The sequence below is a fragment of the Arthrobacter sp. P4_H3 genome (genome assembly GCF_056400885.1).
Genome location: NZ_JBFUKK010000011.1, coordinates 186,064 through 211,141 on the forward strand (window position 1 = coordinate 186,064; position 25,078 = coordinate 211,141).

Genomic DNA, 25,078 nt, shown 5'->3' on the forward strand with positions numbered 1-25,078 from the left:
GGCGGGCTACGCGAAGAAGTTCTGCCGAAGCTGGGTGTTGAGCTGGCCGATCTCGGTCAGGAATCCGTCGTGGCCGATGGGCGCCTCGATCACGTGGACCGGCACGTCACCCGGGAGCGCAGCCGCCAGTTCGTGGGACTGGGCGGGGAAATACAGCCGGTCAGTGTCCACGGCGGCAATGAAGAACTCCGCCGTGGACTGTGCCAGCGCTTCCTTGAGCGAGCCGCGGCCCCGGACCACGTCGTGGCTCATGAGCGCTTCGGTGATGGCGATGTAGCTGTTGGCATCGAACCGCCGGACCAGCTTGGTGCCCTGGTGGTCCAGGTAGCTCTCCACCTGGTAGCGTCCGCGGTCCCCCAGCGAGACTGCCTGGAGCGGTGCTTCGCCGCCCTGGGCACTGCGGCCGAAGCGGGTCTCGAACTCGTTCGCGGAGCGGTACGTGATGTGCGCAATCCTGCGGGCAAGGGCCAGGCCGGCTTCCGGCTCGGGGCCGCCGTAGTAGTCGCCGCCGTTGAAGTTGACGTCCTGGCGGATGGCGAGGGTCTGCGCCTGGGCAAAGGCGATCTGCTCGGCGGTGCTGCTGGCGCCAATGGAAATCACGCCGCAGCGCCGGACCCGGTCCGGGAAGCTGACGGCCCACTCCAGGGCGCGGGCGCCGCCCATCGATCCGCCCAGTACCGCGTACCAGCTCCGGATGCCCAGGGCGTCTGCCAGCCGGGCCTCGGCCGCCGTCGTGTCCCGCAGGGTGACCAGCGGGAAGCGTGAGCCCCACGGCTTCCCGTCCGGGGCAGGAGTGGAGGGGCCGGTGGAGCCATAGCAGCCGCCCACGATGTTGATGGAGATCACGAAGTACTTGTCCGTATCAACCGGCGCGCCCGGGCCGGCAAGCTGCTCCCACCAGCCTTCCTCGTCGCTGGCTCCCCTTGTCACGTGGGTGCTGCCGGTCAGTGCGTGCTGCACCAGCACGGCGTTGGAGCGGTCCGGGTTCAGCGTGCCCCACGTTTCGTAGGCGAGGGTGACATCGGGCAGGTGCCCTCCGGCTTCGAGGTCAAGGCCGCCGATGCTCAGGAACTTGACGGTGCCATCGGGTGCGGTGTCATCGGGAACTGCGTTGGCATCTGTGCTGGTGTCCGCTGCGCGGACGTTTGTTTCGGGTACACCGCTGCGGGTGACGGCAATCGTCATCTGAGGACCTCTTCTTCGCGCTTGCCCGCCGCCAACTGGCCGGCAGGCCAGGTCTTCACCCGGGGCACCCCGCCGCGTAAGGAGGGTTGCCGGCCAGCAAGCCGGGGCTGTCGCTGGCACTCATGACCTGTAGTGAGTCTACGAAATGCGTCCCGGCAATGGCGAAGATTGTGACACCAATATGACTCCCGGCGTCGAGGCGCCGGGAGTCATATTGGGTCAGCACGGCGGCGGCAGGTCCTTCCAGGGCAGCCGCCGCCGTTCCGTTAGGCGCCTTTGGCGGCGCGGAACCCGGCGTCGAGGTCGGCGATGATGTCATCGATGTGCTCCAGCCCCACGGAGAGCCGGACCAGACCCGGCGTCACGCCCGCGACAGCCTGCTGTTCGGCTGTCAGCTGGCTGTGCGTGGTCGACGCCGGGTGGATGACCAAGGAGCGCACGTCACCGATGTTCGCCACATGGGAGTGAAGTTCCAGGGCGTCCACGAACCGCTTGCCGGCCTCGGCCCCGCCGGCGATGTTGAACGAGACGATGGCGCCGGTGCCCTTGGGCCCGTACTTGCGGCCGCGCTCGAACCAGGGGCTGGACGGCAGCCCCGCATAGGCGACGGATTCGACGTCGGACCGTGCTTCGAGCCATTCGGCGACGCTCACTGCGTTGGCAACATGACGCTCAACGCGGAGGCTGAGGGTTTCCAGGCCCTGGGCGATGAGGAAGGCGTTGAACGGGGAAACGGCCGAGCCCAGGTCGCGCAGCAACTGGACCCGCGCCTTGAGGATGTAGGAGAGGTTCGCCCCCAGGGCACCCTCCGCCCCGAGGTCCCGCGCGTACACGAGTCCGTTATAGGTGGGATCCGGGGTGTTGAAGCCCGGGAACCTGTCCGGATCCTTGCCGAAGTCGAAGTTGCCCGAGTCCACGATCACTCCGGCGATCGCACTGCCGTGGCCGCCAAGGTACTTCGTTGCCGAGTGGACCACGATGTCCGCGCCCCACTCCAGCGGCCGGATGAGGTAGGGCGTGGACAGCGTGTTGTCCACGATCAGCGGCACGCCCGCTTCATGGGCGGTGCGCGAGACCCCCTCGATGTCCAGGACGTCCTGGCGGGGGTTGGACACCACCTCGGCGAAGAACAGCTTGGTGTTGGGCCGGACTGCGTCCTTCCACTGCTGCAGGTTGTCCGGATCCTCCACGAACGTCACGGAGATGCCGAACTTCTTCAGGGTGTGGGCCAGCAGGTTGTACGTGCCGCCGTAGAGGCTGGGGCTGGCCACCACGTGGTCGCCGGCTTCGGCGACGTTGAGGATCGCGAACGTTTCGGCAGCCTGACCCGAGCTGAGCAGGAGGGCTGCCAGGCCACCTTCGAGGCTGGCCACGCGCTGTTCAACGGCGTCCTGGGTGGGGTTGCCGATCCGCGTGTAAATGGGCGCAAGCTCGGCCAGCGCAAAGCGGTTGGCTGCACTTTCGGCGCTCGGAAACACGAACGACGTCGTCTGGTAGATCGGCAGTGCCCTGGCACCGGTGGCACTGTCCGGTTCCTGGCCGGCGTGGATCTGGCGGGTTTCGAATGACCAGGCGTTGGACATCGGGAAGCTCCTTCTTGAAAAGGGCACCTGTGCCGGAGGCAGGACATGCCCTGACGGGACCGGTGCCGCGCTTGCCGCCCGGCGGATGCCGGAGGGCCAGGTCTTCACCCGGGGCACCCCACCGCGGAACGAGGGTTGCCGGCCAGCAAGCCGGGGCTCAATGCTGGCGCTCATGACCTGGGCCCAGTCTAGGAACGCGAATATGCGCGTGAACAGCTTTATGACGAAGGACGTCAGCCCTGCGGTTTCGTGGTCTGCAGGCTTGCCCGGCAGGACATCCCATCAAGGTTAGGGGAACCTTAGCTGAGAGCTCCATCACAAAGTGCCAAGATGAGGGCATGCGCATGGATCACGTCTCTTACGCCTGTGAACAGGATGGCTTGGCAGCCACCACCGAACGTATTTCGTCCGCCCTCGGCGTCGAAGCCGTAAAGGGCGGGGTGCACCCCCGTTTCGGCACCCGCAACATGATTATCCCGCTCGCCGGGCATAAATACCTGGAGGTCGTGGAGGTCCTGGACCACCCGGCATCCGACAAGGCTCCCTTCGGGCAGGCTGTCCGGGCCCGCTCGGCGGCAGGCGGCGGTTGGATGGGCTGGTGCGTCGAAGTGGACGACCTGGCACCGTTCGAAGAACGCCTGGGCCGGTCCGCCGTCAACGGCAACCGCAAGTTCCCCGACGGCCGCGAACTCGTCTGGAAGCAGATCGGCATCCTGGGCCTCATTGCAGACCCGCAGGTGCCGTACATGCTCAAGTGGGAAGGCGATCCGGGCCTTCACCCGTCCAACGCCTACGCAAGCAACGTCAAGATGTCCAGCCTCACCATTGCCGGCTCCGCGGAGCGGGTCACGGAGTGGCTGGGCGAACCGGTGGAAAGGCCGCTGGAGGATGTTGCAGTGAACTGGGTCGCCCCGCACGGGACGCCGGGAATCCTCTCCGTCACGTTCGAAACCGCCTCCGGGGCAGTCATCATCTGATCCTGATCCACCGTGTGGTCCGTTACGGGCCACGGGCAGCGTGCTGCCCCTGAACTTCGGCCGCTATCAGCGGGTGCCAAGGACGTCACCCACCGATAGCGGCCGAATCCTTTTAACGCACGCTAGCCCAGCCCGATGGCCTTGCCGAAGAGGCTGAAGCCGACGAAGGCCACGATATCCAGCAGCGCGTGGGCGATCACCAGCGGCATCACGCGGCGGGTCTTCGTGTAGATCCAGGCAAACACAGCACCCATCACGGCGTTGCCGATGAACGGGCCGAAGCCCTGGTAAAGGTGATAGCTGCCCCGGAGCATCGAGCTGGCAAAGATGGCCAACGGCATGCTCCAGCCGAATTTGCCGAGCCGGTCCAGCAGGTACCCCACCACGATGACTTCCTCGACGATGCCGTGCCGTACAGCGGACAGGATCAGCACGGGGATGGTCCACCAGTAGGCGTCCAGTGCGCTGGGAATGATGGCGGTGGTGATGCCCAGCGCCCGGCCCGCGGCGTAGAGCCCCAGGGACGGAATGCCGATCAGTGCGGCGAGGCCCAGTCCCTGCAGCAGGTCCTTGCCGGGACGGGCGAAGTTGAAACCCAGTCTGCGGAAGGCTGAGGCGCCGGACTCCCCTGCCGGCCGGTGCTCCGTGAGGAAGTAGATCACCAGCAGCACCGGCACCAGCGCGAACACAATGTCCAGCAGCTGGTACGTGAGGTCGAAGTATTCGCGGGTGCTCTGCGAGCGGTTCAGGGTGGAGGTGCCCTCCGCCAGGGGTGCGCGCGTGAGCTTGTCCAGCAGTTGCACCACCGAATACACGGCGGACTGCCCCAGCGACAGACCCAGGACAATCCAGACTTCAATCCGCAGACGACGGCGGGAGGGAACAAGCATGTTCCTATCTTGCCTCCACTTTCTGGTTCTTTCCTGTCCGCGGCGTGCCGACCCTCCGCGGCCGCTCCCCCGCCCGGGCCTATGCTTGGAATTTATGAGTGCGCCCGGAAAAATCATCATGATCCGGCATGGCCAGTCCGCCGCCAATGCCGACACCTCCATCTATAACCGGGTGCCCGATTACCGGATACCCCTGACGGAGCTCGGTCTGGAACAGGCAAAGGCGGCCGGATCGCAGGTCCGGCGGGAACTGGACGGGCGGCGCGTGTGTGTTTACGTCTCGCCCTATCTCCGGGCCTACCAGACCCTCGAAGCGCTCAACCTGGGATCCCTCGTGGAGCGGGTCATCGAGGAACCCCGGCTCCGTGAACAGGACTGGGCGAACTTCCAGATCGCCGGAGAGATCGAGGACCAGAAGGAACTCCGGAACGCCTACGGCCACTTCTTCTACCGGTTCCGCGAGGGTGAATCCGGCTCGGACGTCTACGACCGGATCTCCTCCTTTATGGAGACACTCCACCGGCACTGGTCCAAACCGAACTACGCCCCCAACGCGCTGTTCGTGACGCACGGGCTCACCATGCGCCTGTTCTGCATGCGCTGGTTCCACTGGTCCGTGGAGTATTTCGAGTCCCTCAACAACCCGGACAATGCCGAAGTGCGGACCCTGGTGCGCACCGACGTCGGCAAGTATGAACTGGACAAACCGTTCAGCCAGTGGGTGGACCGCCGCGTGGACGAGACGGTCCTGAACGCCCCGCCCATGATCTTCTAGCGCGGTCAGCGGGCGCGGACGCCCTCCCGCCAGACGGCGTGGGTCAGCGGGATGCCCGGCCGGTAGGCCAGGTGCGTGGCGGAGGGGGCGTTGAGCAGGTGCAGGTCCGCGCGGTGCCCGACGGCGACCGAACCCACCGCCCGTTCGCCGTCGGCGTCGTTCCCCACTTCCCGCCGCAGCGCAAGCGCGCCGCCGAAGGTCGCGGCCCGGACAGCCTCGTGGACGCTGAGCCGCATCTGCAGCACGGCGGTGGTGACGCAGAACGCCATCGAGCTGGTGTAGGAGGTGCCGGGGTTGCAGTTGGAGGCCAGGGCTATCGGCACCCCGGCGTCGAGGAGTTCGCGGCCGGGGGCAAGCGGCTGGCGCGTGGAGAGGTCGCAGGCCGGCAGGCACGTGGCCACGGTTCCCCGCGTTCCGGAGTCCTGCCACCCGGCCCAGCTGGCGGCCAGCGCTTCGATGTCCGCTCCGGATAAGTAGTTCACGTGGTCCACGCTGGCCGCACCGAACTCCACGGCCAGCTGCACGCCGGGGCCCTCGCCGAGCTGGTTGCCGTGCACGCGCAGGCCAAGGCCGGCGTCCTTGCACGCCTGCAGCACGCGGCGGGATTGCCCTTCGTTGAAAGCCCCCTGCTCGCAGAACACGTCCGCCCAGCTGACATAGGGCCGGACGGCCGCCAGCATGGGTCCGCAGACCAGGTCAGTGTATTCGTCGGCATCGGCGCCGGCCGGGACCAGATGGGCGCCGAGGTAGGTCACTTCGTCAGCAACCGTCGAGGCGATGCGGGCACTCCGCGCCTCGTTCTCCAGGTCCAGGCCGTAGCCGGTCTTGGTTTCCAGGTAGGTGGTTCCCTGCGAGACGGCCTCGGCCACGCGGCCCAGGGCCAGCCGGGTGAGGTCGTAGTCGCTGGTGCTCCGGGTGGCTCCCGTGGTCACGGCAATGCCGCCGGCGCTGTAACTCTCCCCCGCCATCCGGGCCTCGAACTCCGCGGTCCTGTCGCCGGCGAAGATCAGGTGCGTGTGCGAATCCACCCATCCCGGGAGCAGCGCCCGGCCTCCGGCGTCCACGGCCTCGTCGGCTGCAGGTGCGCCGGCGGCAGGCCCGATCCAGGAGATGCGTTCGCCTTCGATCACCACGGCGGCGTCGTGGAGGACGCGGTGCTCCGCGTCCTGGGTCATCAGCTCGGCAATGTTGGTGATGAGGGTGCTCATGAGTCCATTCTTCAGTGCCGGATGGACCAGCGGGTCGCGGCCAGGGCCGCCGCTGTCCGGGATGCCGGACTTAGCCCGGTTTCCTCGTCCCAGGCACTCTGCCCCACGGACGGGCCAGCCAGGATCAGTTCCGCAGCCAATTCGGCAATGCCGGACGAGGTCTGGAAACCGTAACCGCCCTGTCCGGCGAGCCAGAAGAAACCAGTGGCTTCGGCGTCGAACCCCACTACCGGGACGCCGTCGGCGGCTTCCGTGCGGAGGCCGGTCCACGCAGACTTCACACCCCTGATGCCCATCGTGGTCACCGCGTTGAGCCGCGCCACCAGCGCGTCCACGTCGCCGGGGTAGGGTTTCGCGTCCTCCGGACCGCTCGGCACCGATTCCGACGGCGAAATCAGTACGTCGTCCCCTTCCTTGCGGAAGTAGAAAGACTCGTCGGCAGCCGCCACCATGGGACAGGCTTCGGGGAGGGAGCGTTCGACGTCGACAATCGCCGCCGTGCGGCGGTACGGCTGGAGTCCGAGCTTCTCCACGCCGCTGATCACGGCGAGTTCATCTGCCCAGGCCCCGGCCGCGTTGACCACGATGCCTGCCTGGAAGGCCTCCTGGCCGGCGCCCAGCTCCCAGCCGGATCCGAGCCGCTGGGCGGAATGGACCTTGGCCCCGGTGATGATGTCCACCCCGCCGGCTTCGGCCCGCTGCCGGTGGTCCTCCAGCAGCACGGGGGCGTTGCAGGCGAACGAACCGGTGTCCAGGCCGGCGGCGGTGAAGAACCCGGGATCGAGCACCGGGCACAGCTCCAGGGCCTCGGCATGCGGGATCCGGTGCATGTGCCCGCTGGCTTCCTCCCGCACCGTGTCCTCGTCGCCGATCAGCATGAAGCTGCGCGGCGACAGGACGGGCTCCGGCAGCTCCGCATCCCGTGCCGCGATCAGCCCGAGCGTGCGGAGGGTCAGCTCCTGCACCACCACGGGCCCGTAGCTGGGGATCAGTTGCCGGGCCGAGCGGGCTGAGGTGTGGTAGGCCAGGGACTGTTCGGCCTCGACGAGCGCCACACTGCATTTACCGGCCAGGGCAGAGGCGAGGGACAGCCCGGCAATGCCGCCGCCCACAATCACCACATCGTAATTTGCTGACATGCCTCCATCCTTGCACCCGTCAGGACGTCACGTCAGTACCTTAGGCCCCCACCGCGTTGCGGCTGTCGACGAACGCCCGGACGCAGGCTTCGACATCGTCCGAGCTATGCGCCGCGGAGAGCTGGACCCGGATCCGGGCGGCGCCCTTGGGCACCACCGGGTAGCTGAACGCAGTCACGAACACTCCGTGGTGGAGCATCCGGTCGGCCACCTTCGCGGCCATCACGGCATCGCCGAACATCACCGGCACGATGGCGTGCTCGCCGTCGAGAAGCTCAAAGCCTTCCGCCGCCATCCGGCTCCGGAACAGCCCGGCGTTGGCGAAGAGCTTCGAACGCAGCTCGGCGGAGTTCTCCACCAGGTCCAGGGCCTTCAGCGTAGCCGCGACGATGGCCGGTGCGAGCGAGTTGGAGAACAGGTAGGGCCGCGCCTTCTGGCGGAGCATGGCCACCACTTCGGCGCGGCCGGAGACGTAGCCGCCGGAGGCGCCGCCCAGCGCCTTGCCGAACGTGCCGGTGTAGATGTCCACCCGGTGGCTGACGCCGGCGTGCTCGGGGGTGCCCGCGCCGGTGGAACCCATGAAGCCCACGGCGTGTGAGTCGTCCACCATCACCAGGGCATCGTACTTTTCGGCCAGGTTGCAGATCGCCTCGAGCGGAGCCAGGTAGCCGTCCATGGAGAAGACGCCGTCCGTCACGATGATCTTCCGGCGGGCCGGCTTCTCCTGCGTGGTGGCCTCGATCAGTTTCGCCTCGAGGTCAGCCATGTCGCGGTTGGCGTAGCGGAACCGCTGTGCTTTGCAGAGCCTGATGCCGTCGATGATGGACGCGTGGTTCAGTGCGTCGGAGATGATGGCGTCCTCCGGACCGAAGAGGGACTCGAACACGCCCCCGTTGGCATCGAAGCAGCTGGAGAACAGGATGGTGTCCTCGGTGCCCAGGAATTTCGAGACACGCGCCTCCAGTGCCAGGTGCAGGTCCTGGGTGCCGCAGATGAAGCGCACGCTGGCCATGCCGAAGCCGCGCTCGTCCATGGCTTCCTTGGCGGCGGCAATGATGTCCGGGTGGTCCGCGAGTCCCAGGTAGTTGTTGGCGCAGAAGTTCAGTACGTTGGCGCCCGCCTCGCCGATCTGGCCGGCCGTGATGTGGCTGGCCTGCGGCGAGTCGATGTGGCGTTCGGTCTTGAACAGGCCCGCGGTGCGGATCTCATCCAGCTCGTTCTGCAGCTGGTCCTTGATGGCTGAATACATGGGGTGCGCTCCTCAGCGGAAGTGGAAGTATGCGGGTGGTGGCGGCACGGCGGCCGGTGGCGGAACGGCTAGAAGACGGTCCAGTCGAGGACAACCTTGCCGCCCACGCCGGCGCGGGCAACCTCGAAGCCCTTCTCCCAGTCCGTGGCGGGCAGGGTGTCCGTCACCACCGCCGAGATGTTGGCGTGCAGCACCGGATTCGAGGACAGCATGGCGCTCATGGCGTACCAGGTTTCGAACATTTCGCGGCCGTAGATGCCCTTCATGGTCAGCATATGCGTGACCACCTTGCCCCAGTCGATGTCGATGGACTGGCTCGGCAGGCCCAGCATCGCGATCCGGCCGCCGTGGTTCATGTTGTCGATCATCTCCGGCAGGGCGGTGGGGTGCCCGGACATTTCCATGCCGATGTCGAAGCCCTCACGCATGCCCAGTTCGCGCTGGGCATCCCTGACGCGCATCTTTGACACGTCGATGGCGAGGTCCACGCCAAGCTGGCGGGCCAGTGCCAGCCGCGGCGCCGAAACATCCGTGATGGCAATCTTCCGGGCGCCGGCGTGGCGGGCCACGGCAATGGCCATGAGTCCGATGGGCCCGGCGCCGGTGATCAGCACGTCCTCGCCCACCAGCGGGAAGCTCAGGGCGGTGTGGACGGCGTTGCCGAACGGATCGAAGATGGCTCCGAGTTCGGGAGTGACCGAAGGGTCCTGGTGGACCCAGACGTTGGTCTCGGGGATGACAACGTATTCGGCGAAGGCACCGTCACGCTGGACGCCGACGCTGACGGTGTGGATGCACATCTGCTTGCGCCCCGCACGGCAGTTCCGGCAGATGCCGCAGACGATGTGCCCTTCCCCGGAGACGCGGTCGCCCACTTTGACGTCCATGACGTCCTCGCCGGTTTCCACCACTTCGCCATAGAATTCGTGGCCGGCAATCAGGGGCGCCTGGATGATGCCCTGCGCCCATGCGTCCCACGACTGGATATGGAGGTCGGTGCCGCAGATCCCGGTGGTCATCACGCGGATCTTCACGTCGCTTGGGCCGGTCTCCGGCTCGGGGCGGTCCACCAGCTCAAATCCGGCGTGTGCGCCCGCCTTGTACAGAGCCTTCATTGGCTTCCTTACTCTCGGTGTTGCGGTGCTGGCTCCCTTCATTAGAACCACAAAGAAGCATTAGCACAACCGAATTTTTCTCAATCGACGATTTAGAGTTTTCTAAGCAATAGACTCGGTGGATGGAAATCCATCAGCTCGAAATGCTTCGGGAACTCGGCGCCCTCGGCAGCGTCAAGGCGGTCGCCGAAACACTCCTGGTCACGCCCTCCGCCGTATCCCAGCAGCTGGCGGCGCTGCAGCGAAGCGTCGAGGTGCCGCTGACCCGCAAGGAGGGCCGGAACCTGGTGCTTACCGAGGCCGGACAGGCACTGGCAGACGCCGGTGCCGCCGTCGTGAGCGCCATGGCGGACGCCCGGATGGCGATCGGTGCGTACCACGGCTCCACGGTGGCCCCCGTGACGGTGAGCGGCTTCCACAGCGCCGGGCAGGCACTGTTCGCACCGCTGGCCCGGCTGCTGGACTCACCCGACAAACCCCGGGTGCTGCTCTCGGACGAGGACGTGGCCCAGCAGGACTTCCCGGCGCTCACTGCACGCTACGACCTGGTGCTGGCACACCGCATGGACCACAGCCCGCGGTGGCCGGAGGAGAGGGTGGCCGTCATCCCGCTGGCGCACGAGCCGCTGGACGTGGCGTTGTCCGCGGGGCACCGGCTGGCGGGCAAGGAAATCCTGACGGCACACGACGTCGTCGGCGAACCGTGGGTGACCAGCCACACCGGCTACTCCCCCGCGGATGTGCTGTCCGCCGTCGCAGCCGTGTCCAGCAGGGAACTGAACATTGTCCACCGGATCAACGACTACTCCACTGTGGCGGGACTGGTGGCAACCGGCAGCGTGATCGGGCTGCTGCCGCGGCATACCGCACGGCCGGTGCTGAATCCGGAGATTGTGCTGCGGCCGCTGCAGGGAATCAGCACCCGCCGCCGCATCGACATCCTGGCCCGCCCGGAAAACCTCAAGCGGACTTCGGTCATGATGGTCTGCGAGGCCCTGGAGGACATCATGGCCGGGCTGGTGTCCCCTTAACCCAACTGGGTCGCAGTAGATGTCGTTATGAGCGATCAAAACGACATTAACTGCGACCCAGTTGGGATAAGACGGGTGAATTAGCCTTCGACGCCGAGCCTCTGCAGGATCAGTTCCTTGACGCGGCCGGCGTCGGCCTGGCCGCGGGTGGCCTTCATAACGCCGCCCACGATCGCGCCGATGGCCTGCAGCTTGCCGGCGCGGATCTTGTCCGCGACGTCGGGCTGCGCGGCGAGTGCCGCGTCGATGGCTTCCAGCAGGGGGCCGTCGTCGGAGACCACGGCCAGGCCGCGCTTCTCCACGATCTCCGCCGGGGTGCCTTCGCCGGCAAGGACGCCGTCGAGGACTTCGGCGGCCATCTTGTTGTTGATCTTGCCTGCCTCGACCATCGTGTTCAGTTCCACGATGGTTTCGGGCTTGACGCCGAGCTGGCCGGGGTCGACGTCCGCGTTCTTGGCGCGGCCGACGATCTCGCCCATCCACCACTTCCGGGCCACCGTGGCGGCGGCGCCGGCGGCGATGGTTTCCTCGATCTCGTCCATCACACCGGCGTTGACCACGTCGCGGAATTCCAGGTCCGAATAGCCCCAGTCGGCCTGCAGGCGCTTGCGGCGCTCGGCCGGCGGCTCGGGCAGGGTGGCGCGCAGTTCCTCGACCCATTCCCGGGAAGCGACGATCGGCACGAGGTCCGGCTCCGGGAAGTAGCGGTAGTCGTCGGCGTCGGACTTGGCCCGGCCCGACGTCGTCGAGCGGGTGTCCTCGTGCCAGTGGCGCGTTTCCTGGATGACCGGCTCGCCGGAGTCCAGGACGGCAGCGTGGCGCTGGATCTCGTAGCGGACGGCATGTTCGACGGCGCGCAGCGAGTTGACGTTCTTGGTTTCCGAGCGGATGCCGAAGCGTTCGCGGCCGTGCGGGCGCAGCGAGACGTTGGCGTCGCAGCGGACGTTGCCGCGTTCCATCTTCGCGTCCGAAACGCCGAGGTTCTTCACGATCTCGCGCACCGCGGCCACATAGGCCTTGGCCAGTTCCGGGGCACGGCTGCCGGCGCCCTGGATCGGCTTGGTGACGATCTCCACCAGCGGAACACCTGAACGGTTGTAGTCCACCAGCGAGTAGTCTGCACCCTGGATGCGGCCTGCGGAGCCGCCCATGTGCGTCAGCTTGCCGGCGTCCTCCTCCATGTGGGCGCGCTCGATTTCAACGCGGAACACGGTGCCGTCCGACAGTTCGATGTCCAGGTAGCCGTCGTACGCGATGGGTTCGTCGTACTGGGAGGTCTGGAAGTTCTTCGGGGTATCCGGGTAGAAGTAGTTCTTCCGGGCAAAGCGGCAGGTCTCGGCGATCTTGCAGTTCAGCGCGAGGCCGATCTTGATGGAGGACTCGATCGCCGTCCTGTTCACCACGGGCAGCACGCCCGGCATGCCCAGGTCCACCTCGTTGACGTTCGTGTTCGGCTCGTCGCCGAAGACGTTCGGGGCGGAGGAGAACATCTTGGTCTTGGTGTTGAGTTCCACGTGGACCTCGAACCCCAGGACGGGATCGTACTTCTCCATGGCCTCTTCGAAGCTCAGGGTTGCGTCAACGCTCATTATTTTGCCTCCTGGGCTTCGACAAGGCTCTCGACAGGCACGTCCACCGAGGTGGCCAGAGCCGGGGCCTGGGCCAGGAGCGGTCCGCCCCATTTGGCCTCGAGCAGGGATTCAAGGACAGCGCCCACGCGGTACAGGCGCGCATCCTGGCGGGCCGGGGCCAGGAGCTGGATGCCGACCGGCAGGCCGTCCTCATCCGCCAGGCCGCCCGGCAGGGACAGGCCCGGAACTCCGGCCATGTTGGCCGGAATCGTGGCGACGTCGTTGAGGTACATGGCCAGGGGGTCGTTCAGCTTCTCGCCCAGCTTGAAGGCCGTAGTGGGGGCCGTCGGGGAAATCAGCACGTCGGCCTGGGCGAACGCGGCCTCGAAGTCACGCTGGATCAGCGTGCGGACCTTCTGGGCCGAGCCGTAGTAGGCGTCGTAGTAGCCGGCGCTGAGCGCGTAGGTGCCCAGGATGATGCGGCGCTTCACTTCATCGCCGAAGCCCGCGGCGCGGGTGGCACCCATCACGCGTTCGATGGTGAGCGGCGCATCCTTGGGCAGGACCCGCAGGCCGTACCGGACGCCGTCGAACTTGGCCAGGTTGGAGGAAGCCTCCGAGGGCATGATCAGGTAGTAGGCGCCCAGCGCGTACTTGAAGTTGGGGCAGGACACCTCAACGATTTCCGCGCCGGCCTGCTTGAGCAGCTCCAGCGATTCGTTGAAGCGGTTCTCGACGCCGGCCTGGTAGCCCTCGCCGTGGAGTTCCTTGATGATGCCGATCTTCATGCCGTCCACGTTGCCCAGCCGGGCGGCCGCAACGAGGTCCTCCAGGGGGTCCGGCAGGGACGTGGAGTCATAGGGGTCGTGGCCGCCGATGACCTGGTGCAGGAGGGCCGAGTCCAAGACCGTGCGGGAGACGGGGCCGATCTGGTCCAGCGAGGAGGCCATCGCAATGGCGCCGTAGCGGGAAACGCTGCCGTAGGTGGGCTTGACGCCCACGGTGCCGGTGACGGCGCCGGGCTGGCGGATGGATCCGCCGGTGTCCGTGCCCAGGGCAAGGGGCGCTTCGAAGGCGGCGACGGCGGCAGCCGAGCCGCCGCCGGAGCCGCCCGGGATCCGGTCCAGGTCCCACGGGTTGCGGGTGGGGCCGTAGGCCGAGTGCTCCGTGGAGGAGCCCATGGCGAATTCGTCCAGGTTGGTTTTGCCCAGGATGGGCATCTTGGCGTCGCGCAGGCGCTTGACCACCGTGGCGTCGTACGGGCTGTGCCAGCCTTCGAGGATCTTGGAGCCGGCCGTGGTGGGCTGGCCGATGGTGACGATGAGGTCCTTGACGGCGATGGGAACGCCGGCGAGTTCATGGAGTTCTGCTGCCGCGGCGCCGCCTGCGGCGCGGATGGCGTCCACCTCCGCGGCGACGGCGAGCGCCTCCTCGGTGTTGACGTGCAGGAAGGCGTGCACTCCCCGGGGACCTCCGTCCACCGCTGCGATGCGGTCCAGGTAGGCCTGGGTGACCTCAACGGAGGTGACCTCGCCGGCTGCGAGCTTTTCGGCGAGCGCGGCGGCGGAGAGGCGGATCAGTACGTTGTTCTCAGTCATGTATCAGTCCTCATCCAGGATGGCCGGAACCTTGAAGCGGCCCTCGTATGCGTCGGGTGCACCGCTCAGGGACTGCTCGGCTGTGAAGGTGTGGCCCACAACGTCCTCGCGGAACACATTCGTCAGCGGGATCGGGTGGGACGTGGCCGGGACATCATCACCGGCGGCTTCACTTACGGACTTCACTGATTCGACGATGACGGCCAGTTCGCCGGCCATCCGGTCCAGCTCTTCAGCACTCATCTCGATGTGCGCGAGACGCGCGAGATGCGCGACGTCGTCGCGGTTGATCGCAGCCATGGATCTCCCCTGCAATGTAGTTTTGGTTTCCCCAATAGTCTACGTTGCAACAGTGTGCCCGCCTGACGACCCCCAGCGGGCGTCAGACGGGCAACACCGGCCCACGGCTAGCCGCAGGCAGCTTTACCCTAGCCGATCCCGATGGCTCCCGTCAGCACCCCGACACCGAGCATGACGAGGGAGATGACGGCCGTGCGCCACAGCACCTTCTTGTGGTGGTCGCCGAGGTCCACCTTGGCCAACGAAACGAGCAGCAGGATGGCGGGCACCAGCGGGCTCTGCAGGTGGAACGGCTGGCCGGTGATGGAGGCCCGCGCCATGTCGGCGGCGCTGACGCCGTAGTGGGCAGCGGTCTCGCTCAGCACAGGGAGGACACCGAAGTAGAAGGCGTCGTTGCTCATGAAGAACGTCATGGGAATGCTGAGGACGCCGGTGATCACGGCCATGAACGGGCCCATGCTGGTGGGGATGATCTGGACGAGCCACGCGGACATGGCCTCGACCATGCCGGTGCCTTTCAGGACGCCGGTGAGGACGGCTGCTGCCATGACCATGCTGACCACGGCGACGATGGACGGGGCGTGGGCGATCAGCTGGGCACCCTGGTCCTTGACCTTGGGGAAGTTGACCAGCAGGGCGATGGCGGAGCCCACCATAAAGACGAACGGCAGCGGCACCAGGTCCGCCACGAGCATGACCATGACGGCGACGGTCAGGCCCAGGTTGAACCAGAACAGCTTGGGGCGCAGGGTCTTGCGGTTGGGGTCGAGGGCGGTGTCGGCCATGGCGGAGTCGCGGTCGTCAACGAGGGATTCGGTGCGCTCGAGCACGGCAACGGAGCCGCCCGCCGGGGAGACACCTGCAGGGGCTGTTCCGGCAGGACCGGAACCCTTGCGTCCGGTACCGGAACCGCCGGCCGAGCGGCCGCCGCTGGTACCGCCGTCGAGCTCTTCTGCCGTATCAGGCACGCCCCAGATTTCCGGGGCGGTGGCGCGGAGGCGGTTGCGTTCCTGCAGGCCCAGCAGCCAGGCGAAGACGAAGACCACAACGAGGCCGGCGATCAGCGACGGGACCATCGGGACGAAGACGTCGTTGACATCGATCTTCAGTGCGGTGGCGGCGCGGGCGGTGGGGCCGCCCCAGGGCAGGATGTTCATGGTGCCGTTGGCAAGGCCCGCCACGCAGGTCAGGACGACGGGGCTCATCTTGAGCCGCAGGTAGACAGGCAGCATGGCGGCCGTGGTGAGGATGAAGGTGGTGGAGCCGTCGCCGTCCAGGGACACTGCGGCGGCCAGGATGGCGGTGCCCAGCACCACCTTGGCCGGGTCATTGCCCAGCTTGCGGAGGATGAACCGCACCAGCGGGTCGAACAGCCCGACGTCGATCATCAGGCCGAAGTAGATGATGGCGAACATCAGCAGGGCTGCGGTGGAGGTCATGGACTTCATCGAGTCCAGCACCATGTCCCCGATGCCCAGCCCCGCCCCGGCGAACAGCCCGAAGACGGTGGGAACAATGATCAGCGCCAGTACTGGCGTCAACTTCTTCGTCATGATCAGCACCATGAATACCGCGATCATGGCGAATCCAAGTAATACCAGCACAGCCGGCTCCTTTGTCAGTCAATCGGCACCACTCCGGTGTGATGCGCACTACAGACGTTAGAGTGGCCCGCATCACGGCAGTGCCTTTGGTTCAATTGATTGGCATACTGCTTATTAGGAGCATTTTGCTCATTTAGCTCAGCAGGCCAAAACCCCGTCAGGAGGGCAATGAAGCGTCCGGCACCGCGGCAGCCCCTGCGGTTTTCTACTCAGACCCTCCTGCTCCAGCTCGGTGTGGTTTTGCTCGTTGTGCTGCTCAGCGGTGCCGTGCATGCCTGGCTGACGTACGAACGGCTTGGCCGCGAAGCAGAGAGCCAGGCACTGACGCTTGCGCGCACCGTGGCCTCCGATCCCACCGTCCGCCGGGAGGTCCAGTCCATCAGCCGCGGGGCGGGCACTCCCCCCGCGTCGGTGCTGCTGGCCGGCCCGCTGATGGCGGTGGCCGAAGGTGCACGTACCCGCACCGGGGCGCTGTTCGTGGTGATCACGGATGAAACGGGCCTGCGTCTCGCGCACCCCGACGCCGACCGGCTGGGTGAGAAGGTCAGCACGGATCCCTCCGAAGCCCTCTCGGGCAAGGAGGTGACCACCCGGAACACCGGCACGCTGGGACCGTCGGCGGGAGCCAAGGTGCCCGTCTTCGGCCCGGACTCGGACACTGTGGTGGGCGAGGTCAGCGTGGGGTATTCCACCGAGAGCATCGTCCAGAGCCTGGCCCGGGACATCACGCCCATCGCGCTGACCGCGGCCGGTTCGCTGCTGGCCGGAGTCCTGGCCTCGTTCCTCTTGCGCCGCCGCCTGCAGCGGCTGACGCTTGGCCTGGAACCTGAGGAGATCAGCACCCTGGTCCACGACCAGGTGGCGGTCCTCCAGGGCGTTGACGACGGCGTGATCGGCGTGGCGGCAGACGGCCGGATCAGTGTGTTCAACGCCGCCGCCCAGCGGTTGCTTGGCCAGACGGATCTCACCGGCACACCGTGGCAACAGGCGCCGGTCCCGGAACAGCTGAAGGCCCTGACGCAGCCGGACGCGGCCGAAGCAGACGCCGTCGAAATCATCGCCGGCATCCGGGTGCTGGTGGCCAGTGCCCGCAAGGCACTGCACCGGCGCGAAGACCTCGGCTGGGTGGTGATGCTCCGCGACCGCACCGAGCTGCAGCACCTGACGCGCCAGCTGGATGCCGTGGGCACCATGTCCACCGCGCTGCGCGCCCAGCGCCACGAGTTCGCCAACCAGCTGCACACCATTGCCGGTTTCATGAGCATCGGGCAGCACCAGCAGGCCCGCGACTACCTGGCGCGTCTGGCGGCCACCGGCCCGCTCAAGTTCCCGGTGGACCAGGCCGAGCTCCTGCAGGACCCGTACCTGCAGGCTTTCGTCGGCGCCAAGGGCGTGGAGGCGGACGAACGCGGCGTGGCACTGCGTATCGGCCCGGAAACGCTGGTGCGCGGCCAGGTGACCGAACCGCAGGACGTCACCACGGTCCTGGGGAACCTGATCGACAACGCCGTGAACGCCGCCGTCGCCGGCTCCGCGGCGGACCGCTGGGTGGAAGTGGAACTGCTGGACGAGCCGGGGCCCGACGGCGGGACGCTGCACGTCGTCGTCGCCGACTCCGGCGACGGCCTGGCTGCCGAAACGGCGGCCGGCGGGGCGGAGGCGGTGTTCGCCGAAGGATTCACGACGGCGGCAGGGCCGGCACGTGCCGCCGGCGGGCAGGGCCTGGGGCTGGCACTGGCCCGGCAGCTGGCGCGGCGCCGCGGCGGGGACGTCCGGGTCCTGGAGCCCGGCTCCCCCGGCGGCCCCGGCGCAGTCTTCATGGCAACGCTGCCGCGGACCACAGCCGACCTGCCCGGAAAGGACAAGCCCATCAGGAACGACAGTTTGATCGGGAAGGACACCGATGTCTGAGGATTTCAGGGTGCTGATTGTGGACGACGACTTCCACGTCGCCAAGCTGCATGCGGCCTACGTGGATTCGGTGGCCGGCTTCCTGGCGCTGCCGCCCGCAGGTTCGGCGTCGCAGGCGCTGCAGGCCATCCACAGCCTGCGCCCGGACCTGGTGCTGCTGGATGTGTACCTGCCCGACGGCTCGGGCCTGGACCTGCTCCGCCAGCTGGATGTGGACACCATGATCCTGAGCGCGGCGTCGGACGCCGTTTCGCTGCGCGCCGCCTTCCGGCGCGGCGCCCTGGGGTACCTGCTGAAGCCGTTCACGGCCGAGTCGTTGTCCCAGCAGCTCCGTTCCTATGCCCGGTACCGGCGGATCCTGGCCCAGCCCGGCGCGCTGGACCAGGACACGGTGGAGCGGGCCAAACGGTCCTTGATTCCCGGGGACGTCACGGTATCGGCCAGGCCGCGCTCCGCCACCGAGGCGGCAGTGCTGGAATCCCTGGTGCCCGGGGAACAGTATTCGGCGGCCGAGGTGGCGGGGCGGGTCGGTGTTTCCCGGGCCACCGCCCAGCGGTACCTGTCCTCGCTGGCGGATGACGGCGCCGTCGACATCCAGCTCCGCTACGGAACCACCGGCCGCCCGGAACACCGCTACGGTCTTCCTGCTTCCTAAGCGCGAACGGACACGTGAGGCCCCCGCTCCCGGGCGGGCCGCAAGTGTCCGTTCGCGCTCTGCTAGCTGGCGCTCTTCTGGGCCACGAGTTCGATCTCCACCAGCATGTTCGGGTCGAGGAACGGCAGTACATGGACCAGGGACAGGGTGGGACGGATGTCGCCGAACACTTCACCGTGGGCCCGGCCGGCGTCCTCCCACTTGCTGATGTCCGTCAGGTAGAGCTTGGACTGCACCACGTCGCCGTATTCGAACCCTGCCTCGGCCAGGACTGCACCCAGCTTTTCCAGGATGAACCTGGTCTGGGCATAGAAATCCTCGCCCACGATTCCGTCTTCACCGCTGGCGGCGGTGGCGGAGATGTGCAGGGTGTTGTCCACCTGCACCGCACGGGAATAGCCGAGGGTCTGCTCCCACGTGGAGCCGGAGCCGAATGTCTTGCGCATGGTGTGCCTTTCGATGGTGCCTTGAGTCGGCACCACTTTAGGGCGGCTAGACGTCCAGCCGGTAAACCAGCAGCTTTATGTCGGTATCCGGCACGAACCAGTCGCGCTCGGGTACGCGCTGGAAGCCAACCTTGCGGTACAGCCCGTGCGCGCTTTCCCACGTGAGGCCCGTCGTGAGGGCCACGGCCCTGATGCCGTCAAGCGACTTGGCGTGGGCAATGATCGCCTCGACCATGGCCTTCCCCGCGCCGCTGCGCTGGACGGACGGGTCCACGACTAGCATGCGGAATTCGAGTTCGTCCACCAGGGCGATGTCCGCGAAAGGCTCACCGGCGACGGCGAGTGTCACGGAACCGACGACGCGGCCCGCCCGCTCGGCAACCCAGACGGTGGCCTGGGCGGCCCGCTTGGCCACATCCTGGATCTGCAGCATGTACGGGTGGTCGGCATCCGCGAAGTAGCCCGCGGCAAGGTAGGCGTCCCGCGTAATGCGGGCCACGGCGTCGTAATCTGCCGGGACGGCGGGGCGAATGAGGATCTGCGGATGCACTTATCCATGCTAGGTGTGCGCGCGTCCCGCAGCCGACGAAAAGGCTGTTTCCGTGACTGAACTATCACCAGGCGCCGGTTGCCTTGTGTTGCGCCGCGTGTCCGGGCGTTGCCCTGTGTGTCCGGGCGTTGCCCGCTGTTTCCGTGCATTTCCCGCTGTTTCGCGCCGTTTCTCCAGTGGTCGGCGGGGCTGGCAGCGGCCGGTGCGGCTGTGGTTGATTTGCACCACCGACACGCCGCCCGAACAACAACCCACCGACAGGATCACCCCATGGCACCGTCCCAGCGCACCCTGCACCTTAACGCTTTCCTCATGAGCACCGGCCACCACGAAGCCTCGTGGCGGCTGCCCGAGAGCAACCCCCGGGCAAGCACGGACATCAGCCACTACCGCAACCTGGCACAGATCGCCGAGCGCGGCACGTTCGATTCCATCTTCTTCGCGGACTCTCCCGTGATCTTCGGCAACGTGGGCCGCCGGCCCGCCGGAAAGCTCGAACCGACGGTGCTGCTGACCGCCATCGCCGCCGCCACCGAGAAGATCGGCCTGATTGCCACGGCCTCCACCACCTACAACGATCCGTTCAACCTTGCCCGCCGGTTCGCCTCCGTGGATTTCGTCAGCGGCGGCCGTGCCGGCTGGAACGTGGTTACCACTGCAGGGCCCGACGCCGCGCGGAACTTCGGCGTCGATGACCAGCCGGCGCACGCCACCCGTTATGAGCGGGCGGCGGAGTTCCTGGACGTCGCCGGCAAGCTCTGGGACAGCTGGGATGACGACGCCGTGGTGGCGGACAAGGAGGCCGGCGTCTGGGCCGACGCGGACAAGGTCAGGCCGATCGACCACGCCGGCAAGCATTTCAGGGTCCGCGGTCCGCTGAATGTACCGCGGTCGCCGCAGGGCTACCCGCTGATCGTCCAGGCCGGATCCTCCGAAAACGGCAAGGGCCTGGCGGCGCGCTACGCGGAGGCTGTATTTACTGCGCAGCAGACGCTCGAAGACGCGCAGGTTTTCTACGCCGACCTCAAGGCCCGCACCGCAGCCGCCGGACGCGACCCGGAGGGCATCAAGATCCTGCCCGGCATTGTGCCCGTGCTGGCCGGCACGGAAGCCGAGGCCAAGGAACTGGAACGCGAACTCGACGATCTGATCCGGCCCGAGTACGCACGCATCGAACTCGCGAAGACCCTGGGCGTCAGCCCGGACGACCTGCCCCTGGACAGGCAACTGCCGGCGGACCTTCCGGATGAGGACTCCGTCCAGGGCGCCAAGAGCCGCTACACCCTGATCGTGGAGCTTGCCCGCCGCGAACAGCTCACGGTGCGCCAGCTGATCGGACGGCTGGGCGGCGGCCGCGGCCACCGCACGTTCTCGGGAACGCCCGAGCAGGTAGCCGATGCCATTCAGCTCTGGTTCGAGAGCGGCGCCGCGGACGGCTTCAACATCATGCCCGCAGTGCTCCCCTCAGGGCTGGAGGCTTTCGTGGACCACGTGGTGCCGGTCCTTCGGCGGCGCGGCCTGTTCCGCACGGAATACACGGCAGATACGCTGCGCGGTCACTATGGGCTGGAGCGGCCGCTCAACCGCTACTCCGGTGCCGCCGGGCTGGCTGCCGCGCACGCCTGAGCGCCGCCTGAGCCCCCGCCGCCCGTCAGCCTCCGCCCGTCAGAGCGGAAACTTCCCGGACAGCTCGAGCGTCCCGGCACATGTCCACGCGGCGAGGCGTTCCTCGTCCGAAGGTCCGCCGTCGAGCGGGCTGGTGAGGCGGGGGCGGCGGACCCAGCATCCCGCCTCCTCGGCGATCAGGGCACCGGCGGAGAAATCATGCTCATTGAGACCGCGTTCACCGAAGGCGTCATGGGTTCCGTCCGCCACAAGGCACAGGTCCAGGGCAGCGGACCCCAGCCGGCGCACATCGGCGAAACCGTCCATGAAGCCGCCGAGGGCCTCGGCCTGCTCGGCACGGACCTCGGGATCGTAGCTGAAGCCCGTGGCCAGGATCTGCCCGGCGCGGCCTGGAACGGGACCGGTGAGCTGGGTCCGCTGTCCGCGCTCCTCCAGCCACGCGCCCTGCCCGCGGGATGCGTAGTAGACGCGGCCCAGGGCGGGGGCATTGACGACGCCGGCCAGCCAGGCGCCGTCGGGATCCGCCACTGCCACGGACGTGCCGTAGTAGACGATGTTCCGGATGAAGTTGGTGGTGCCGTCCAGCGGGTCGATTGACCAGCGGTACCCGCTGGGATTGTCCCGGCTGAGCGTGCCGTGTTCCTCGCCGGTCACGGTGTCCTGCGGCCGGGCGCGGGCAATGACTGCACGCACGGCGTTCTCGGCGGCGACGTCGAACGCCGTAACCCAGTCCCCGGACTCTCCCTTGTTGCTGATGTCCAGTTCCGCGGCGTTCCGGGTGGCGAGCACCGCCGCCCCGGCTGCGGCGGCCTCCTTGGCCACCTCGAGCAGGTCTTCCGGTGTGACACTCATTCCCGCAGCTCTTCCTGGTGGTCCTCGGCATCGTCTCTGGTGGCGGCTGCATCCGGCGCATCCTCAGGAGCGCTATCGGAAGCGCCGGCGGGTCCGTTGGCCAGGAGCTCCCGGAAGCCGTCCTCGTCCAGCACCGGAAGCCCCAGCTGCTCGGCCTTGTCCAGTTTTGTTCCGGCGTTCTCACCCGCCACGACGTAGCTGGTGTTCTTGGAAACGGACCCGGCGGCCTTGCCGCCACGGATAAGGATGGCTTCCTTGGCCTCGTCCCGGCTGAACCCTTCGAGGCTTCCGGTGACCACGATGGTCAGACCTTCCAGGGTCCGCGGGGTGGATTCGTCCCGCTCATCCGCCATCCGCACACCGTCTTCAGCCCAGCTGTCCACGATTTCGCGGTGCCAGTCCTCGGCGAACCATTCCTTCAGCGCCGCGGCGATCACCGGGCCCACGCCGTCGACATGGGCCAGATCTTCCTCGGAGGCCTGCCGGATGGCCTCCATCGAACCGAAGGCCGTGGCAAGGGCACGCGACGCGCGGGGCCCGACATGCCGGATGGACAGCGCCACCAGGACGCGCCACAACGGCTGGGTCTTGGCTTTATCCAGTTCGCTGAAGAGCTTTTCGGTAGTGGCCGTCGGCTTCGAAGGCGACTTGGCCGTGCCCTTGCTGAAGAAGTACGGCACCAGTTCGAATTCGCCGGTGCCCACTCCCTTGGACCGCTTCTCGCGGCGGATGCGGACATCGGCGAGGTCTTCGCGCGTAAGCCGGAACAGCGCGGCTTCGCTGGTCAGCGGCGGAGTTTCGGGCTCAGCGGGCTGGGTGAGGGCAATGGCGGCTTCCCAGCCGAGGGCCTCGATGTCGAAGGCGCCGCGGCTGGCCACGTGGAACACGCGTTCACGCAGCTGCGCAGGGCAGGAGCGTGAATTGGGGCAACGGATATCGACATCCCCTTCCTTCCCGGGAGCAAGCGGCGTCCCGCAGGACGGGCATTCCGTGGGCATCACAAAATCCCGTACCGGCGGATCCTGCTGGTCCCGGAGCGCAAGCACCGGGCCCACGATCTCCGGGATGACGTCCCCGGCTTTCCTGAGCACCACGATGTCGCCGATCTTCACACCCTTGGCCTTGACGACGTCCTGGTTGTGCAGGGTGGCCATACCCACCGTGGAACCCGCTACCTTCACCGGCTCCATCACTCCGTACGGGGTGACGCGGCCGGTGCGCCCCACGTTCACGGCGATGTCCAGCAGCTTGGTGTGGACTTCCTCCGGCGGGTACTTGTAGGCGACAGCCCAACGGGGCACCCGGGAGGTGTACCCGAGTGCGCGCTGCGTGGCGAAGTCGTCCACTTTGACCACGATGCCGTCAATCTCATGCGTGAGGCTGTGCCGCTTGTCGCCGTAGCGTTTGATGAACGCGAGCACTTCCTTGAGGCTGCCGAGGAGCTCAAAGTACGGGCTCGTTGGCAGGCCCCAGGCGGCCAACTGGCGGTAGGTGTCCGACTGGCTGGCCGTTTCCAACCCTTCGCGGGCACCGATGCCGTGCACGTACATGCGCAGCGGGCGCTTGGCCGTTTCCGCCGGGTCCTTCTGGCGGAGCGAGCCGGCCGCGGCGTTGCGCGGGTTGGCCAGCGGGGCCTTGCCGGCCTCGATGAGCGCCTCGTTGAATTCGGCGAAGGCCTGCGACGGAATGAAGACCTCGCCGCGGACCTCCATTTCGGCCGGGAAGTTGCCGCCGGTCAGCTGCTGCGGGATTTCCTTGATGGTCAGGACGTTGTGGGTGATGTCCTCGCCCGTGTAGCCGTCCCCGCGGGTGGCGGCCCGGACCAGTTTGCCGTCGCGGTAGAGGAGGTTGACCGCCAGGCCATCGATCTTGAGTTCCGTGAGCCAGGTGGGACCGGCGGTGCCGTTGCCGAGCTTGGCGACGCTGGCCTCGGCCTTCGCGATCCAGGCCTCGAGTTCCTCGAGGGAAAAGACGTCCTCGAGGCTGTACATCCGCTGGAGATGTTCGACGGCGGCAAACGCGGCGGACACCTCGCCGCCCACCTCCTGCGTGGGCGAATCGTTGGACACCAGTTCGGGGTGCATTGCTTCGATCGTTTCGAGGCGCCGGAAGAGTTCGTCGAACTCGGCGTCCGAAATGGTCGGCGCGTCCTCCTGGTAGTAGGCAAAGCGGTGTTTGCGCACCTCTTCCACCAGGTTGTGGTATTCCTCGCGCGCGGCGCCGGAGGGCACCTGTTCCCCTGCGGCGCTGGCCTGATTTGTGCTGTCTGTTTCGGTGTCTGCTGCCGTGTTCCCTGTGCTCACAGACCTATCCTGCCTTAGATCACTGACATTGTCTGGCTGCTAACGCACGGATGCCCCGGACGCTTTACGGCGTCCGGGGCATCCGGCATGCTGTCCCTGGCGGGAGGAGGCCTTCCTAGCGGGAAGCCTCTTCCTGCTGGGAAGCGTTCTTGGTTGCCTGCTTGCCGGCTTCCTGCAGCGCCTGTGCCACCTTGGCCAGGGCCGTCACGTGCGAACCGGACCACTCACTGCGGAACTTGTCCGCGTCCGGGCCCTTCCAGTCAGTGCCGTCAAGAGCCTTCGACAGCTGCGACTTCTGCTTCTCAATCTCGGACGAACCAGCCTGCAGCTTGGTTCCGAGCGCCTTGAGCTGAGCAATGTCTGCACCCCAAATAGCCATTAGTTATCTCCCTTTAGTCAACGGACCCGATCCGATCGGCTCCCCAGCGGCCCCCGGCTCATCCGGAAGATCCATTACCTAGAACCTATCCCGCGGTCCAACCCATCGTCGATGGGCACCGCTCCCCATGC

22 protein-coding genes and 2 riboswitches are annotated in these 25,078 nt (G+C 67.1%); of the genes, 6 read left to right on the forward strand and 16 right to left on the reverse strand.

Translation table 11 applies throughout. The features are described from left to right. Positions 1–6 precede the first annotated feature (6 nt). Both metX and AC1DRE_RS16065 read right to left on the reverse strand, forming a co-directional pair. Positions 7–1,185: a homoserine O-acetyltransferase MetX gene (metX, locus tag AC1DRE_RS16060; RefSeq protein WP_476985510.1), complete on the reverse strand. Its 1,179-nt coding sequence runs from the start codon at positions 1,183–1,185 to the stop codon at positions 7–9. Positions 1,186–1,197: 12 nt separating this feature from the next. Then, positions 1,198–1,313: riboswitch (SAM riboswitch) on the reverse strand. A gap of 138 nt (positions 1,314–1,451) precedes the next feature. Then, complete coding sequence (locus tag AC1DRE_RS16065) at positions 1,452–2,768, reverse strand: bifunctional o-acetylhomoserine/o-acetylserine sulfhydrylase (RefSeq protein WP_364120366.1); 1,317 nt, start codon at positions 2,766–2,768, stop codon at positions 1,452–1,454. 62 nt (positions 2,769–2,830) lie between these two features. Further along, a riboswitch (SAM riboswitch) is annotated at positions 2,831–2,946 on the reverse strand. A 160-nt stretch (positions 2,947–3,106) separates the two neighbouring features. Between AC1DRE_RS16065 and AC1DRE_RS16070 the strand changes: the two genes are divergently transcribed. Next, entirely contained in the window at positions 3,107–3,745 is a 639-nt protein-coding gene (locus AC1DRE_RS16070) for a VOC family protein (protein WP_364120363.1), read from the forward strand. A 122-nt stretch (positions 3,746–3,867) separates the two neighbouring features. Here AC1DRE_RS16070 and AC1DRE_RS16075 read toward each other — a convergent pair whose 3' ends face one another. Then, entirely contained in the window at positions 3,868–4,635 is a 768-nt protein-coding gene (locus AC1DRE_RS16075; protein WP_364120360.1) for a CPBP family intramembrane glutamic endopeptidase, read from the reverse strand. A 94-nt stretch (positions 4,636–4,729) separates the two neighbouring features. Between AC1DRE_RS16075 and AC1DRE_RS16080 the strand changes: the two genes are divergently transcribed. Beyond that, positions 4,730–5,410 carry a histidine phosphatase family protein gene (locus tag AC1DRE_RS16080; protein WP_476985511.1) on the forward strand — a complete coding sequence of 227 codons (681 nt, stop codon included), beginning with the start codon at positions 4,730–4,732 and terminating at the stop codon, positions 5,408–5,410. Positions 5,411–5,415: 5 nt separating this feature from the next. Here the strand turns inward: AC1DRE_RS16080 and hutI are convergent, their stop codons facing one another. From hutI to tdh, 4 genes are all read right to left on the reverse strand, one after another. Beyond that, positions 5,416–6,618, reverse strand: a complete 1,203-nt coding sequence (hutI, locus tag AC1DRE_RS16085; RefSeq protein ID WP_476985512.1) for an imidazolonepropionase — start codon at positions 6,616–6,618, stop codon at positions 5,416–5,418. 11 nt (positions 6,619–6,629) lie between these two features. Next, a complete protein-coding gene (locus tag AC1DRE_RS16090) occupies positions 6,630–7,757 on the reverse strand; it encodes an NAD(P)/FAD-dependent oxidoreductase (RefSeq protein ID WP_476985513.1) in 1,128 nt (375 codons plus the stop codon). A gap of 40 nt (positions 7,758–7,797) precedes the next feature. Next, positions 7,798–9,006, reverse strand: a complete 1,209-nt coding sequence (locus AC1DRE_RS16095) for a glycine C-acetyltransferase (protein ID WP_476985514.1) — start codon at positions 9,004–9,006, stop codon at positions 7,798–7,800. A 68-nt stretch (positions 9,007–9,074) separates the two neighbouring features. Beyond that, positions 9,075–10,121, reverse strand: coding sequence for an L-threonine 3-dehydrogenase (gene tdh / locus AC1DRE_RS16100; RefSeq protein ID WP_476985515.1), 1,047 nt, complete (start codon positions 10,119–10,121; stop codon positions 9,075–9,077). 122 nt (positions 10,122–10,243) lie between these two features. Here tdh and AC1DRE_RS16105 point away from each other — a divergent pair, with 122 nt between their 5' ends. Next, on the forward strand, positions 10,244–11,152 hold the full coding sequence (locus AC1DRE_RS16105; protein WP_104172612.1) for a LysR family transcriptional regulator: 909 nt from the start codon (positions 10,244–10,246) through the stop codon (positions 11,150–11,152). Positions 11,153–11,232: 80 nt separating this feature from the next. Here the strand turns inward: AC1DRE_RS16105 and gatB are convergent, their stop codons facing one another. From gatB to AC1DRE_RS16125, 4 genes are all read right to left on the reverse strand, one after another. Continuing rightward, complete coding sequence (gene gatB / locus AC1DRE_RS16110; protein ID WP_476985516.1) at positions 11,233–12,741, reverse strand: Asp-tRNA(Asn)/Glu-tRNA(Gln) amidotransferase subunit GatB; 1,509 nt, start codon at positions 12,739–12,741, stop codon at positions 11,233–11,235. Then, positions 12,741–14,321 (reverse strand): Asp-tRNA(Asn)/Glu-tRNA(Gln) amidotransferase subunit GatA, encoded by a 1,581-nt coding sequence (gatA, locus tag AC1DRE_RS16115; RefSeq protein WP_476985517.1) that lies wholly within the window; start codon positions 14,319–14,321, stop codon positions 12,741–12,743. Before gatA ends, gatB begins: the two co-directional genes overlap by 1 nt. A gap of 3 nt (positions 14,322–14,324) precedes the next feature. After that, a complete protein-coding gene (gene gatC / locus AC1DRE_RS16120; RefSeq protein WP_011691167.1) occupies positions 14,325–14,621 on the reverse strand; it encodes an Asp-tRNA(Asn)/Glu-tRNA(Gln) amidotransferase subunit GatC in 297 nt (98 codons plus the stop codon). A 128-nt stretch (positions 14,622–14,749) separates the two neighbouring features. Beyond that, complete coding sequence (locus tag AC1DRE_RS16125; protein ID WP_476985518.1) at positions 14,750–16,225, reverse strand: CitMHS family transporter; 1,476 nt, start codon at positions 16,223–16,225, stop codon at positions 14,750–14,752. Positions 16,226–16,393: 168 nt separating this feature from the next. Here AC1DRE_RS16125 and AC1DRE_RS16130 point away from each other — a divergent pair, with 168 nt between their 5' ends. Together AC1DRE_RS16130 and AC1DRE_RS16135 are read left to right on the forward strand one after the other, a co-directional pair. Beyond that, on the forward strand, positions 16,394–18,136 hold the full coding sequence (locus tag AC1DRE_RS16130) for a sensor histidine kinase (RefSeq protein ID WP_476985519.1): 1,743 nt from the start codon (positions 16,394–16,396) through the stop codon (positions 18,134–18,136). Then, entirely contained in the window at positions 18,129–18,791 is a 663-nt protein-coding gene (locus AC1DRE_RS16135; protein ID WP_364120331.1) for a response regulator, read from the forward strand. Before AC1DRE_RS16130 ends, AC1DRE_RS16135 begins: the two co-directional genes overlap by 8 nt. Before the next feature lie 62 nt (positions 18,792–18,853). Here the strand turns inward: AC1DRE_RS16135 and AC1DRE_RS16140 are convergent, their stop codons facing one another. Together AC1DRE_RS16140 and AC1DRE_RS16145 are read right to left on the reverse strand one after the other, a co-directional pair. Beyond that, positions 18,854–19,237 carry a RidA family protein gene (locus tag AC1DRE_RS16140; protein WP_476985520.1) on the reverse strand — a complete coding sequence of 128 codons (384 nt, stop codon included), beginning with the start codon at positions 19,235–19,237 and terminating at the stop codon, positions 18,854–18,856. 46 nt (positions 19,238–19,283) lie between these two features. Beyond that, positions 19,284–19,787 carry a GNAT family N-acetyltransferase gene (locus AC1DRE_RS16145; RefSeq protein WP_476985521.1) on the reverse strand — a complete coding sequence of 168 codons (504 nt, stop codon included), beginning with the start codon at positions 19,785–19,787 and terminating at the stop codon, positions 19,284–19,286. Positions 19,788–20,057: 270 nt separating this feature from the next. On the opposite strand from AC1DRE_RS16145, the gene AC1DRE_RS16150 reads away from it, so the two are divergent. Beyond that, positions 20,058–21,413 (forward strand): LLM class flavin-dependent oxidoreductase, encoded by a 1,356-nt coding sequence (locus tag AC1DRE_RS16150; protein WP_476985522.1) that lies wholly within the window; start codon positions 20,058–20,060, stop codon positions 21,411–21,413. A gap of 39 nt (positions 21,414–21,452) precedes the next feature. On the opposite strand, the gene AC1DRE_RS16155 is transcribed toward AC1DRE_RS16150, so the two are convergent. The 3 genes from AC1DRE_RS16155 to AC1DRE_RS16165 form a co-directional block, all read right to left on the reverse strand. After that, positions 21,453–22,265: an inositol monophosphatase family protein gene (locus AC1DRE_RS16155; RefSeq protein ID WP_476985523.1), complete on the reverse strand. Its 813-nt coding sequence runs from the start codon at positions 22,263–22,265 to the stop codon at positions 21,453–21,455. Continuing rightward, the gene (ligA, locus tag AC1DRE_RS16160; protein ID WP_476985524.1) at positions 22,262–24,568 is read right to left on the reverse strand and encodes an NAD-dependent DNA ligase LigA; all 2,307 of its coding nucleotides are present in this window, start codon (positions 24,566–24,568) and stop codon (positions 22,262–22,264) included. Before ligA ends, AC1DRE_RS16155 begins: the two co-directional genes overlap by 4 nt. A gap of 115 nt (positions 24,569–24,683) precedes the next feature. Further along, the gene (locus AC1DRE_RS16165; protein ID WP_104172623.1) at positions 24,684–24,947 is read right to left on the reverse strand and encodes a hypothetical protein; all 264 of its coding nucleotides are present in this window, start codon (positions 24,945–24,947) and stop codon (positions 24,684–24,686) included. Positions 24,948–25,078 lie beyond the last annotated feature (131 nt).